Annotated in this window: 13 protein-coding genes; 4 read left to right on the plus strand and 9 right to left on the minus strand. The window is 42.9% G+C overall.

The window, feature by feature from the left end:
• Window positions 1-36: 36 nt before the first annotated feature.
• The 4 genes from Q0L00_RS12305 to hemN all read left to right on the plus strand — a co-directional run bounded on the left by Q0L00_RS12305 (window position 37) and on the right by hemN (window position 4,361).
• Window positions 37-915 carry a DUF58 domain-containing protein gene (locus Q0L00_RS12305; RefSeq protein ID WP_297337181.1) on the plus strand — a complete coding sequence of 293 codons (879 nt, stop codon included), beginning with the start codon at window positions 37-39 and terminating at the stop codon, window positions 913-915.
• Window positions 908-1,792, plus strand: coding sequence for a hypothetical protein (locus Q0L00_RS12310; protein WP_297337182.1), 885 nt, complete (start codon window positions 908-910; stop codon window positions 1,790-1,792). The genes Q0L00_RS12305 and Q0L00_RS12310 overlap by 8 nt, the downstream gene beginning before the upstream one ends.
• A complete protein-coding gene (locus Q0L00_RS12315; protein WP_297337183.1) occupies window positions 1,789-2,832 on the plus strand; it encodes a VWA domain-containing protein in 1,044 nt (347 codons plus the stop codon). Before Q0L00_RS12310 ends, Q0L00_RS12315 begins: the two co-directional genes overlap by 4 nt.
• A 170-nt stretch (window positions 2,833-3,002) precedes the next feature.
• Window positions 3,003-4,361: an oxygen-independent coproporphyrinogen III oxidase gene (gene hemN / locus Q0L00_RS12320; RefSeq protein WP_297337184.1), complete on the plus strand. Its 1,359-nt coding sequence runs from the start codon at window positions 3,003-3,005 to the stop codon at window positions 4,359-4,361.
• A 44-nt stretch (window positions 4,362-4,405) separates the two neighbouring features.
• Here the strand turns inward: hemN and Q0L00_RS12325 are convergent, their stop codons facing one another.
• The 9 genes from Q0L00_RS12325 to Q0L00_RS12365 form a co-directional block, all read right to left on the minus strand.
• Window positions 4,406-5,113 (minus strand): sulfite exporter TauE/SafE family protein, encoded by a 708-nt coding sequence (locus Q0L00_RS12325; protein WP_363318544.1) that lies wholly within the window; start codon window positions 5,111-5,113, stop codon window positions 4,406-4,408.
• On the minus strand, window positions 5,113-5,538 hold the full coding sequence (locus Q0L00_RS12330) for a FixH family protein (protein WP_297337185.1): 426 nt from the start codon (window positions 5,536-5,538) through the stop codon (window positions 5,113-5,115). Before Q0L00_RS12330 ends, Q0L00_RS12325 begins: the two co-directional genes overlap by 1 nt.
• Window positions 5,539-5,549: 11 nt before the next feature.
• Window positions 5,550-6,965 (minus strand): cytochrome c oxidase accessory protein CcoG, encoded by a 1,416-nt coding sequence (ccoG, locus tag Q0L00_RS12335; protein ID WP_297337186.1) that lies wholly within the window; start codon window positions 6,963-6,965, stop codon window positions 5,550-5,552.
• 52 nt (window positions 6,966-7,017) lie between these two features.
• The gene (locus tag Q0L00_RS12340; protein ID WP_297337187.1) at window positions 7,018-7,950 is read right to left on the minus strand and encodes a cbb3-type cytochrome c oxidase N-terminal domain-containing protein; all 933 of its coding nucleotides are present in this window, start codon (window positions 7,948-7,950) and stop codon (window positions 7,018-7,020) included.
• Window positions 7,947-8,132, minus strand: a complete 186-nt coding sequence (locus Q0L00_RS12345) for a cbb3-type cytochrome c oxidase subunit 3 (RefSeq protein ID WP_297337188.1) — start codon at window positions 8,130-8,132, stop codon at window positions 7,947-7,949. Before Q0L00_RS12345 ends, Q0L00_RS12340 begins: the two co-directional genes overlap by 4 nt.
• Before the next feature lie 12 nt (window positions 8,133-8,144).
• Window positions 8,145-10,271 (minus strand): cytochrome-c oxidase, cbb3-type subunit I, encoded by a 2,127-nt coding sequence (gene ccoN / locus Q0L00_RS12350; protein WP_297337189.1) that lies wholly within the window; start codon window positions 10,269-10,271, stop codon window positions 8,145-8,147.
• Window positions 10,264-10,452 (minus strand): cbb3-type cytochrome oxidase assembly protein CcoS, encoded by a 189-nt coding sequence (gene ccoS, locus Q0L00_RS12355; protein WP_297337190.1) that lies wholly within the window; start codon window positions 10,450-10,452, stop codon window positions 10,264-10,266. The genes ccoN and ccoS overlap by 8 nt, the downstream gene beginning before the upstream one ends.
• A gap of 1 nt (window position 10,453) precedes the next feature.
• Complete coding sequence (locus tag Q0L00_RS12360) at window positions 10,454-12,880, minus strand: heavy metal translocating P-type ATPase metal-binding domain-containing protein (protein WP_297337191.1); 2,427 nt, start codon at window positions 12,878-12,880, stop codon at window positions 10,454-10,456.
• Window positions 12,881-12,951: 71 nt separating this feature from the next.
• Entirely contained in the window at window positions 12,952-13,578 is a 627-nt protein-coding gene (locus tag Q0L00_RS12365; RefSeq protein WP_297337192.1) for a hypothetical protein, read from the minus strand.
• Window positions 13,579-13,861: the final 283 nt, after the last annotated feature.

Raw genomic sequence — 13,861 nt, forward strand, 5'->3', positions numbered from 1 at the left:
CAGAACCATAACTTAGGCTGTTCAAATCACCCAAGGATGAATCAGCTCTTCAGTAAGCTCCGAAAATATGAAATAATGATCCGGAAAGTGGCCAACAATCACTTACAGGGAGAATATCAGTCGATTTTCAAGGGATCCGGATTAGAGTTTGACGATCTCAGACCCTACCAATACGGTGATGATGTACGGACCATCGAGTGGAAAGTTTCTGCCAAGGGCCACGGTACATTTGTCAAAACCTTCAGAGAGGACAAAGATCAATCGGTTTATTTTCTACTGGATATTTCTGGAAGTCAAGATATTGGACAAGCTGGAAACAAGAAAATTGATCAAGGGAAAGTCATTAGCGGAGTACTCACCTTAGCTGCGATATTTGAAGGAAGTCAGGTGGGACTGGTGAGCTTCTCTGATCAAAAAGAAAAAATCATCCTGCCAGCCAAAGGGGGAAAGCAAGGCATCAAGATGATCCGTGGAATTTTTGATCATGAAAATCATTCCTTGAAAACGGATCTGAATGCCATGTTTACCTTTGCACTAAACTTAATTAAGAAGCGAAGTATAATTATTGTGATTTCAGATTTTATCGACGAAGGATACGAACGACCCTTCCGGGCCTTGGCCGAGCGACATGATTTGGTGGCGATTCAGCTGACCGACCCCCGGGAGTCGGCCTTACCAGCTTTAGGGATCATACCTGTTTACGATAAAGAAAAAGGAAAAACAACTTGGGTGAATACGGCTTTCGGTAGCTTTTCCAAAAAAATAGCCGATACCTTTACAACCGAACGGGATCGCTTAAAAGAACTCTGCAAAAAAAATCAAATCAACTACTTGGCGATTGATACTACCCAGGACATTGTTCTTCCTCTTATTGAATTATTCAAGTACCGAAACAAAAGCATGAAACGTGGGTAAAATCTGGTTATTCATTTTTATACTGCTTCCTTTCTCCTCGCTATTTGCTCAGCAACAGGTGCAAATCGACGGCTATTTTATGCAGGATTCGGCAAAACTCGGCGAACGGGTCGGCTTTGTACTCAAGGCTACCTATCCTCAAAACAAACAACTTATCTTTCCGGATTCGACTTTTGATTTTGACCCTTTTGTTTTGCTGGAAAAAAAAACCTACATATCTTCTACCACTGACAGCATTACCCAGGATAGCACGGTCTATTTTCTTTCCAATTTCTCCTTGGAACCCAGTACGTATCTGACGCTTCCAGTCTATGAATTAAACCGATACGATAGCATCGCTCATTTTCCGTTGGAAGCCGAACTGAAGTTAAAATTGACACTGGACAGTATCCCAGAGCAATTGGTTTTTCAGGAAAATAATATCTACCAGCCCATTGAAAAACGCTGGAATTGGATTCTGTTAGGCATTGGGGCATTGATTTTAGTTTTTCTGCTTGGCTTGCTCTACGGGTTGTTTGCCGATCGAATCAAAAAGCTTTGGACCGAGCGAAATACCAAACGACAGTGGGCTAGATTTGAAAAGCAGTGGAACCTATCTACCCAGAAACTGGAAGAACAAAAGACCACCCAAGCAGGTGATGAATTACTGGGTCTTTGGAAAGGCTACCTCGAGCAACTTACTTCCTTGCCAATCAAAGAATGGACTGCAAGTGAAATCGGACAAAATCTTAATGATACGAAGGTTTTCAGCTCGCTTCGTGTGGTAGAGATTCTTATTTACGCTGGAAAAACAGGTGAATATCAAGAAGCCAATGAATACCTTCTTGAAGTAGCAAGGAAAAAATATCAGGAAAAATTAAGCCAAATTAAAGCATGATCGAGCAACTAACTGAGTTTTTTAGCTGGTCGTGGTTTTTGCCGGAGACCTTCAGCACCTACGAGTGGGAAAAACCCCTACTTTTGAATTTGATCTGGGTGGTCCCCTTGTTGATGATCCTTCGAAAATTTATCAAATTTCTTAAAAACCCGGTACTGGAGCTTTCGCTACCCAAACGAATCGCTCAAAACAATCCCTGGACATACCTCAGGCTGATTCCTACCGGAGTATTTCTTTTGGCACTAACCTTATTGATTTTGGCCTTAGCCAGACCCCAGCGAAGCAATGAACGCGTCGAGCAATATACCGAAGGAATTGATATTATGTTGGTGATGGATATTTCAGAATCCATGGACCTGCAGGATTTTAAACCCAATCGACTCGAAGCTGCAAAAAACACCGCTATTGATTTTATAAACGGCCGTCTGGGAGATCGGATCGGAATGGTCGTTTTTGCCGGAGAAGCCTATTCTTTAGCACCCCTGACCAATGACTACAAGTTACTCACAGAACTCATCAGTGAAATTTCTTTTGACATGATGGAGGCTAAGGGTACTGCTATCGGCTCGGCCATTGCCTCGGGAACCAACCGCATGAAAGAAGCCGAATCGGCTTCCAAAGTGATGATTTTGCTAAGCGACGGGGAAAGTAATGCCGGAAATGTAGATCCGCTTTTTGCCGCAGAATTAGCCGCCGCTCTGGATATCAAAATTTACACCATCGCGGTCGGAAAAGACGGAATGGTCCCTTACGGGACAGATTTTTTTGGACGCCCACAAATGGTGGAAAGTTACCTCGATGAAACTACGCTACGAGAAATCGCAAATTTGTCTCAGGGTGAATTTTTCCGAGCCTCGGACGGAAATGCCCTGCAAACTATTTTTGATCAGATCGACACTTTAGAAAAAACTGAAATCATCGAAAACCGATACAAGGAAACTACGGATTACTATCGGGTTTATCTTTTTTGGGGGATTTTATTCTTCTTGGTTTGGTTAATGCTCAAGAGCAGTTTCCTCAACAACTTCCTGTTGGATTGATAGGTTGAGTCTTCTTAAAAAGCAGCTTTAATTGCATTTCCTAGACTGGACACCCAACTAGTGAAGCCAGAAATTCACCCGATAAAAATCCTGATTTTTATCAGGTGATCGGATTAATTTGGTCAGCTTTTTTCACCCTTTCCCAGGTCAACTTTGTCAAAAGCAACCGTATGAATCTCCCCGCTCCGCTCATCCAAAAATACAATACACCTACCCCGAGATATACCAGCTACCCGACAGTTCCACTTTGGGAAAACAACCTAAATGCAGCAAACTGGGAAGAATTGGTGAAAAAATCATTCCAACTTTATGGAAAATCGGAAGGGATTACCCTGTATCTCCACTTGCCTTTTTGCGAAAGCTTATGCACTTATTGCGGCTGCAACAAACGAATTACCAAAAATCATCAAGTTGAGTCCCCCTATCTGAAAGCAGTGTTGAGCGAATGGGAAAAGTACCTAGCCTTGTTTGGTGAAAAACCAAAATTGGCGGGAATTCACCTTGGAGGCGGAACGCCCACCTTTTTCAGCCCGGAATCCCTTCACCACCTTTTGAGTGCTATTTTAAAAAATGTGGAAATCCTAGAGCACAAGGAGTTTAGCTTCGAAGGACATCCAAACAACACCACTCTGGAGCATTTGAGCGTTTTGGGCAAGTTGGGTTTTGACCGGGTAAGTTATGGAATTCAGGATTTTGATCCCAGGGTCCAAAAAGCGATCCACCGATTGCAACCGGTGGAAAAAGTTGAAGAAGCAACTCGTAATGCACGAACAACAGGCTACACTTCGGTTAATTTTGATTTGATTTATGGGCTTCCCCATCAGAGTTTACAGACCCTTGAGGCTACTTTTGAACAGGTAGCCAAGCTCGCTCCAGATCGGATCGCTTTTTACAGCTACGCTCATGTGCCGAGCGCTTTTCCTGCACAACGGAGTTATGAAAGCTTCCTTCCTTCAGAGCAGCAGAAACGAGCGCTTTATGAGTTTGGTAAGGAAAAATTAATCCAAATGGGTTATGCCGAAATCGGCATGGATCACTTTGCTCAACCCGACGATCCACTATGCCTAGCCAAGGCAAAAGGCACACTTCACCGGAATTTTATGGGCTATACCACATCCCCTTCAACCCTATTGATTGGATTGGGAGCCAGTAGCATCAGTGACATTCATCTGGCTTACGCCCAAAACGAAAAATCAATTTCCAGCTACGAAAACAACTTATCAGAGGGACATTGGCCTCTCCAAAAAGGACATCGGCTCAGTGAAGAAGACCTTAAAATCAAGGCGCTTATTTTGGAATTGATTTGTACCGGTAAAGCCTATATTCCAGAAGAGATTTTAGATCAACTTCCCCAAGAGAACTTGGAAAAATTACAAGAAATGCAATTCGAAGGACTCTTAGAATTCACAGGAAAATCAATCCGAGTTTCTGAAATGGGAATGGCATTGATCCGAACAATTTGCATGCAATTTGATCTGAAGTTGATTCAAAAAAGCTCAAAACAGCTTTCGTTCAGTAAGGCGATTTAACATAAAGTTTCATTCAAAATCCCTGAAAAATCACGATGACCCAATCAATGGCACATCGTGATTTCAAATTGGGCCGTACCATAATTAAAAACTTCCAAACTCGGACTCAATCCCGGGATCCCCAAACCCAAGCCTCTGAAGATGAAAATCAAACCAATCAGCACTCCTACATAGGGGATGGCTTTTTGAAAATTCATCCGAAGTTTTAAGGGGATGATACTTCCCGAATACATCAAAACCAAAAGCAAAGGAATAGTCCCCAAGCCAAAGAAAAACATGTAGGTAGCACCCAGCCATGGACTTTGCAAACCCAAAGCAGCGATCAGTGCCAGATACACCATTCCGCAAGGCAAAAGTCCATTGGCCAAACCGGTAGCGAAAAAGGCCCAGGATCCACCTTTCTTCAACAAGAAAGAAAGTTTGTTTTTAATCCATTTGACTGTTCCCGAGAAAAGTGGATGAGTGAGAAGTTGATCGGATTTTTTATAACTAATGGCTACTCCTAAAATGACAATTCCCATCAAAATGGAGAACCACTGCTGAAAACCTGCCAAGGAAAGCGTAAAGCCCAGGCTACCGATGATCCATCCCAACATGGCATAGGTGGCGCTTCTTCCCAGATTGTAAAGAATTTTATTTAGCAGATAGGAATGGGCTTTGGTACTTCCGACTGCCATAGCGATCGGACCACACATTCCCATGCAATGGAAAGAGCCGAGAAACCCGAGCAGAAATGCAGTCCAAAATATCATCACAATGTAATTTTCTTTTCCTGATAGTAATTTTTGCCATGTTCGGTCCAGGAAAGCTGAATTCGCCAATAGCCTGGTTTCAAATGTCTAATGGAAACTTGTTTTTTCCCACGCTCCTCAATTTCCACAGTCATTTCCTGATCCAAGGCTCTTTCTGAAGGTCGGAAAAGATTAAGCTTTCCTTTGGAACCTACCGGCAAATCCAAAATCACCGACTTGGTATCCGGGTCAAAAACCAGCACCGTTCTTTCCAAAGCCAAGGTCAGTCTTTCTTCATCGATTCGATCTTGGTATTTGATTTCCTGTTCGTAATAATTATCGGTAACCAATTCAATCCCATCCATTCGTACAGAAATTACAACCATCGTCATCACGATGGCTATAAATCCGATGATGGTTAGTACAATTCCTTTTCCCCAATTCATACCCCTAAATTTTATTTGTATACGGGAGCCATAAAGCTCGTTTTGATTTGTTCGACTTCTTTTCCATCATGGGTAAGAGACAAAGGAACTTCCTCTTGCGGTAAATCTACCGAAGCCTGATCTTTCACTAAAAAGAATCGCCCCTCCATTTTTGACTGTGGCTCCAAAACCCAATTCTGATCACCAACTTTTTCCACTCGGTACCCAGCGAGCAGGGAAGCTAAATTCACCTCTTGTGCTTCAAAGGTTTTATTGATCAAGGTGATTTGGTACAGATTGGACACAGTTTGATCATCTCGCAACTGATAGGTCATCCCCGGAAACCGTGTGATCGTAGCCTCAAATACATCCCGTGTAGCAATCAAAGTAATGAATGCAGCAATGAGCAAGATCAAAACCACCGAATAGGCTTTTACCCGATTGGTAATCAATTTCTGAACACCTTCTTTAATACTACTCTCAGAAGCATATCGGATGAGCCCTTTAGGCCGGTCTACCTTGACCATGACTTCATCACAGGCATCCATACAAGCGGTACAATTGACGCATTCCATCTGTATGCCATTTCGGATATCGATTCCGGTGGGACAAACTTGAACACAAAGCGTACAATCCACACAGTCGCCTTTGTGAACCTCTGCCTTTTCATTTTTCCGGATGGGTCCACGAGGTTCCCCCCTGACATAATCGTACATCACATTGATGGAATTATTATCCAGCAACACGCCCTGCAATCGACCGTAAGGACAGACAACAATGCAGGCCTGCTCTCTAAACCAGGTGAAGACAAACATGAAAATACCTGAGAAGGCAATTAGGCCTATAAATCCAGCCAAATTCTCAGCCGGCGGTCGGGAAACAATCTCCAATACTTGATCTATTCCGATCAAATAAGCCATGACCAAATGACCAATAGCCAAAGAAATCAATGCAAAAACACTCAGCTTTATTCCCTTTTTTGAAATTTTTCCTGCTGTCCAAGGAGCTTCATTGAGTTTCCGCTGTTGATTGGCATCTCCTTCGATTAGGTATTCTATTTTACGGAAAACTAGTTCCATAAAAAGGGTTTGAGGACAAGCCCAACCACACCAAATTCTGCCAAAAACAACGGTAAAAAGAATAATAAACACAAAGAAGATCAGCAATAAGAAAATCAGCAAATGGGTATCCTGTGGCCAAAAAACAGCACCAAATAGGATAAACTTTCGCTCAAAAATATTGAAGAGAAGCCAAGGTCGACCATCCACCTGAATGAATGGTCCGACAAATAAAATGGCCAATAAAACCCAAGAAAGATAGGTTCGGTAGCGATAAAAGAAACCCTTTACCTTTTTAGGATAAACCCAGTTTCGCTTACCATCTTCTTTGACCGTGGCCAGGGCATCCCTGAAAGTTTCCGGATTTAAATGGGGGTTATTTTTTGCCATTGCTGACTAGGAGTTAAGACATCGGGAATAAATTCCCGATGTCATCAATTTATTACAAACTAACCGCTTCACTGGTACCTTCTGTCACTTCCTCTGGTTCAGAGGAGTTTTCTTCTGGGGCATAAAGCTCCCCCTGAGGTTCTTTTGGGTTGGCAGGAGCAGTGCCTTTCAACCTCATGATATAACTGGAAACTTGCTGAATCTCCAGGGGCGTCAATTGGTCTTCCCAAGGAACCATTCCTTTGCTAACTACCCCATACTTAATTACTGAGAAAATAGACTGGATCGAGCCGCCATGAATCCAATATTCATCGGTCAAATTGGGACCAACGCCTCCTCCCCCGTCGTTGGCGTGACAGGCAGCACAATTCACCTCAAAGATGGATTTACCGATACTGAAGGCTTCCTCGGAGCTGTCAAAGGTTACATTTTCTTCATCAATTGAAGAGGCCATGTTTTCTTGTCTTTGCTCGGCCACGATAGCCTCAATACGTAATTCTTCCTCATACTCCTCTATTCCTGTTTTTCCAGTACCGAGAACCGAATAATGGACAAAATAGAGAATTGCGAAAACGGTCGATAATGTAAATACCCACTGTAGCCAGGGCGGCATAAAATTATCCAACTCGGTAATTCCATCGTAAGAGTGATCGGACATCATTTTTTTTCGCTCTTCCAGTCCTCCGACTGCATCCATTTTACCGGTGACGAATCGCTCCTTAAACTTCTCCCACCAGCTGGGCTGCTGGGCTGCTTCTGGGTTTTCTTTACGAATAATGGCTTGCATGAATGACATCAAGTAAACCATCAAAACCAAGAGTAAAAGGATGACACCGAGAACTATTGCCAGAATGATTAACAGCGTCAATTGGCTGGAATCCATCGCCTGAAGATCCGTATACCAGGTGGAGGATTCGCTTTGAGCCCATACGGCATTGGCCGAAAGGGAGCTTACAATCACAGTGAGGAACAATAACTTTTTCATGGCTTTTCTGTGGTTTGGTCCTCGTCTTTTTCCATAGGCAAAGACTTCAAATGATCTACCAAATCTTTTGGCATTGTTTTCACCCAAATGAATACACCGAGGAAAAACAGCACAAAAATGAGCAGGGAAATGATCGGGTAGATTTCTATATTTTCGATTGATCTTAATACTTCCTTATACATGATTTCTGGAGTTTAATTGGATGCTGAAGTTTTAATATCGGTTCCTAGGCGCTGCAAATAAGCAATCAGAGCCACAATCTCAGCATGGGGTAAGACCTCAACACCAGACTCCTTGAGGTTCTCGGTAATCTGGTTGGCTTGCTGATCGAGATCCTGCATGGCTTGCTGATCGTAGCCCTCAGGATAGGGTACACCGAGTTTCTGAAGAGTTCGAATTTTTGCTGGGAGATCCGAATAATCCATCAAATTGGTCGTCATCCAGGGATAAGGCGGCATCAAGGAGCCGGGAGACATCGAGGCCGGATTTTCCATATGGAAATAATGCCAAGAATCAGGATATTTCCCGCCGATTCGGTGGAGATCAGGTCCTGTACGTTTAGAGCCCCAAAGAAATGGTCTGTCATAGACAAATTCACCCGCTTTGGAATATTCTCCGTATCGCTCGGTTTCAAATCGGAAAGGTCGAATCATTTGAGAATGACAACCCACACAGCCATTAGCTATGTAAAGATCCCTTCCTTCCAATTCTAAAGGAGTGTAAGGTTTCACTGAAGAAATCGTGGGTACATTTGACTTGACCAAAATGGTGGGTATAATCTCAATGGCCCCCCCGATCGCTATAGCAAGGGTCGAGAGGACAGTGAAGAATATCGGCTTTCGCTCCCAGGCCCGATGCCAGAATTCCCCGGTTGCATTGTAGCTTTTGGTCAGGGCTGGTGCCTGATCTTCTTCATAAGCTTGAAAAACTCCTTTTTTGGCAGTCTTGTACATGTTGTAAACCATGATTACCGCTCCAGATAGGTAAAGCAAACCACCAAAGGCTCTCAACATATACATGGGCACCAATTCAACTACTGTCTGAAGAAAATTACCGTAAGCTAATCTTCCCATTTCATCAAATTCTCTCAACATCAAAAATTGAGTAAATGCAGCCACATACATGGGCAAAGCGTAGAAAAGAATGCCTAAGGTTCCGATCCAAAAGTGTGTATTGGCCAGTTTTTTAGAATAAATGGTCGTATTGAATAACCTTGGCCACATCCAGTACAACATCCCAAAGGTCAAGAAACCATTCCATCCCAACCCTCCAATGTGCACGTGAGCTACAATCCAATCGGTATAATGCGCAATGGCATTTACATTTTTTAAGGAAAGCATCGGCCCTTCAAAAGTCGCCATCCCATAAGCGGTAATAGCGACTACCATAAATTTCAATACAGGTTCTTCCCTCACCCGGTCCCAAGCTCCTCTTAAGGTCAACAATCCATTCACCATCCCTCCCCAAGAAGGAGCGATCAGCATTACCGAAAATGCGGTTCCCAATACCTGAGCCCACTCAGGAAGGGCCGTATAAAGCAAATGGTGCGGTCCTGCCCACATATAAATGAAGATCAAGGACCAGAAATGGACAATTGAAAGCTTGTAAGAGTAAACCGGTCTATTCGCGGCCTTGGGAAGGAAATAATACATCAATCCCAAGAATGGCGTAGTCAGAAAGAAGGCCACCGCATTGTGCCCGTACCACCACTGTACCAGGGCATCCTGTACTCCGGCATACGCTGAATAACTCTTCCAAAAATTAACCGGTAGCTCAAAAGAGTTGAAAATATGCAACACCGCAACTGTCACAAAGGAGGCCAGGTAAAACCAAATAGCGACATACATATGGCGTTCCCTCCGCTTGATAAGGGTACCAATCATATTGGCACCAAAAGCTACCCAAACTACCGCGATGGCAATGTCAATGGGCCACTCCAGTTCGGCATATTCTTTAGACGTAGTAAGTCCGAGCGGTAAGGTAATCGCCGCTGCTACGATAATTAATTGCCATCCCCAGAAGTGAAACCAACTCAGGGCCTCATTCCACATGGGAGTTTTGAGCAATCGTGGCATGGAATAATATACCCCGGCAAAAATCGCATTCCCCACGAAAGCGAAAATAACCGCATTGGTATGAAGGGGCCTTATCCTTCCAAAGGTCGTGTAAGGATTGCCCAAATTGGCCTCGGGAAGAAATAACTGGGTAGCGGCCAAAACCCCTACCAGCATCCCGATGAGGCCCCAGATAATCGTTGCAGCTCCAAAGTATTTGACAATCTTATTGTCATAATGGAACCTATCCAGTATCGTATCATTCATAGGACTTAGGTTTTGTTGGTTGATCTTTTTTAGTTGTTTTCTTATGATTATCGAATAAAATCCTAATGGAGGGAGTGTAGTCGTCGTCAAATTGTCCACCTTTCATAGCCTTGAAAAACAAGACTAAAAATGTAATGGCCAAGACTAAACTGACGGCTATTAAAAGAAAGATGACTTCCATATCAATTATTTTTTGGGGTTAACAATCCACGTTTCCACGCCACCACATTGGTTGCCAAGGTGGTAAATACCACCACGGAAATACTGCTCAAAGGCATCAAAACTGCACAAATCACAGGACTTAATATGCCCTGCACCGCCAGTGAGACTCCGGCCACATTGTATAAAAAACTCAGACCAAAGCTCAATTTGATTATCTTCCGACTCTGCTTTGCAAATCCCAGAAAATTGGGAATTAGATGAAAAGCAGTAGCATCCAAGATCGCATCGCTGGCTGGGGAAAAATGGGTAATGGTGTCAGTCAGGGCAACCCCAACCCTACTTTTCTGTATCGCTCCGGCGTCATTCAACCCATCTCCGACCATCAACGTCTGTCGACCGAATTGATTCAATTTTCCCAAATAATCGAGTTTATCACTTGGGCTTTGGAGAAAATTAAAATGAATCGAGGGGCCAAGCTTCTCTTTTAAAGAAGCCTGTTCATGAGGATGATCTCCTGAAAGTAAATGTAGTTCATAAGCTGGGTCGAGCGATTTCACTACCTGACCAGCCTCTGCCCTCAATCCGGATAGAATTCGGAAATAGCCTATTTCAAACCCTTCAATCACCAGGTAAACATAGTTGCCTATTTCTTTAGAATGACTGGAAGAGAAGCCGGTGAAGGCTGCAGATCCCAATCTGATTAATTGACCCTTGTAATACGCCTGAATCCCCTTCCCCTTTTGTTCCTCGGCTCCATCCAAGTTGAGCGAGGGGATTTCTCCTAACCAAAAGTTGATTCGATGACTCAAGGGATGGCTGGATCGGGAAACCAAAGATTTCAAGATCGATTTTGTTTCCTCCGACAAGGGGTCACCCTGATAATCAACCTTCGCTCTTTTAGGGTCGGTCAGTGTCCCGGTTTTGTCAAAAACAACCGTATCAATCAGCGCCATTCGCTCCACCACACTGGCATTTTTCAAGTAAAATTTGCTCCTGCCAAAAATCCGAAGGGAATTTCCCAACGTGAATGGCGTGGACATCGCTAAGGCACAGGGGCAAGCTACAATCAAAACTGAGGTAAATGCCTTTACCGCCAAAGGCATATCTGAACTTGCCCAAAACCCGAAAGCCCCAGTAGCTATGATCAAAACGGTCCAAGTGAAAACACCGGAAATCCGGTTAGAAAGAGGTTCCAGAAGTTTCTCTTTCCCCTTTTCAAATGCCTCATTATTCCAGAGATCTGTCAGATAACCCTGAGAAGGAGACTTTTGAACTGTCAGGATCACCGCTTCCCCTTTTTGCTTTCCCCCTGCATAGATCAACTCACCCTTCCTTTTTAAAACGGGGACTTCCTCACCGGTCACAAAACTGTAATCAATTGAGGCAGAGGAACTCATCAAAAGAGAATCGGCGGGAATTAGTTCTTCATCTCGTACTAAAATCAAATCTCCCACCTCTAGCTTGGTCACCGGGATAACCTCTTCTCTGTCCTGTACTAATCTGGTCACCGCGATGGGAAAATAGGATTTATAGTCCCGGTCAAATTCCAGTGTGGCAAATGTTTTTTGCTGATAAACTTTTCCCAAAAGAAGAAAAAACAATAGTCCTCCAAGACTATCCATGTATCCGCCATTTCCTAATGCAAATATTTCCCATAGGGAATAAAAAAATAAGGCAATAATTCCCAATACGATGGGTACATCCATGTTAATCTGTCGCTGTTTAAAGGCATTCCAGGCAGATAAATAATAGTCACTGGCCGAATAAAGAACCACTGGCAAAGCCAAAATCACATTTAAGTAATTGAATAGTCCTCGGAAATTTTCAGCTATCAATTCGGCTTCAGAAAAATACTCAGGGATACTAAATAACATCATATTTCCAAAACAGAAGCCTGCCACAGCCAGCCGTTTCACCGTTCGGCGGTCTACCGTTGATGTTTTCTTCTGGTCAATGGCCGCCAAGCTGATTTTAGGTTCATAGCCGAGCATGGAGAGCAACCCCACCAATTCCTTAAGGCTTATTCCTTCATTTAAAAACTTGACTTGGACTTTCTTTTTGATAAAGTCTACACGGCTTGAAATTATCCCTTGATGCACCTGATAAAGATTTTCAAGAAGCCAAATGCAAGATGCACAATGAATCAGGGGAATATAAAAGCTAACATGACTTTCTCTTTCATTCTTAAAATCCAAAAGTTGATCTACCGTACTTTGGTCTTCTAAATAATCAAAGCGGTTTGCCCTAGACGTTTTGGATTTTTGGCTTTCGCCCGGAAAAGACTCAAGATCGTAATAGGTACAAAGATTATTTTCAGCCAATACCTCAAAGACAAGCTTGCATCCTTGACAGCAAAAAATCTTCTCACCTATCGCCAGGCTATCCTGCTCACACTGTTCACCACAGTGGTAACATTTGAGTTCGGATTTTTGTGTGGTAGTTGGCATTGGATTCCTTTTTTTTAAAATTAGGGTATAAAACGCATGAAAAACATGATGAAAGTCATACAAAAGGATATTTAAACTGAGAGATAGAAGGAAAGCTTAGCACTCCACATACTCCCTTTATAAAAATGAAAAAGCACTTTTGCCAAATCTGCTTGGTAATTTTTAGTAGTAACCAAAAGGGTACAACTGTGCTTCACGGCATAAGACCAAAAGTCTCCAATCCGGGTAAAATTAAATTTAATAAAACTGGTCTCCTGAGTGGCCTGAGAAACAAGTTGGATAATTTCTTGTTCTTCCCTGATCTTGGATTTAGGAATAAAACTCGGGGAAATAATAGTGGCTTTACTCTGTTGGATTAGGTTTGCAAAAAGGTGAATGAATTTTTTGATCAGATGAGCGGATTCTGGCGTCCCATCATAATGGAAAAGCAGGTGCTGGCTTGAAAAATCGGGGACATATAGCAAAACAGGAATAGTACAAACCTCTTTTTCCAAAGGTTTGGGTAAATCACTCCCATGAAGCCAATCTAGGACCTTATAAAGATCTACACTAATTAAGAATGGATTTCGCTCTGTACTGCAAAAAGCTTTTTCCTTGGCTTTCGGAAAAAAATCAACCGCTAACTGAGGACAGTAATATTCAGTTAAAATTTCTTCGGGAAGATGGAATTGAGCAGCGTACGAGGTTTTGATCTCCATGGCAGTAATTTTGATCCAAAACTACCAGGAAGCCATTTCATAGGGCCTGACTAAATCCAGCAGAAAAACTGATAAAAATCAGGTAATTAAAAAAAACTAGAACCAACCGAATCCATTTCCATGAAAAAATAATGAATACCCAGCATCTTTTTTCCAAGAAGACAGCGACTGGTTTTTGGTTCTATGATGCTTTTGTCTTTGGATTTAAAACACCAAAAGCCAACATTGCTGTTGGCTTTTTAATAATGTGGCGGCGACCTACTCTCCCGGGTGTAACCCCAGT

The sequence above is a fragment of the Algoriphagus sp. genome (genome assembly GCF_024305035.1).
Taxonomy (GTDB): domain Bacteria; phylum Bacteroidota; class Bacteroidia; order Cytophagales; family Cyclobacteriaceae; genus Algoriphagus.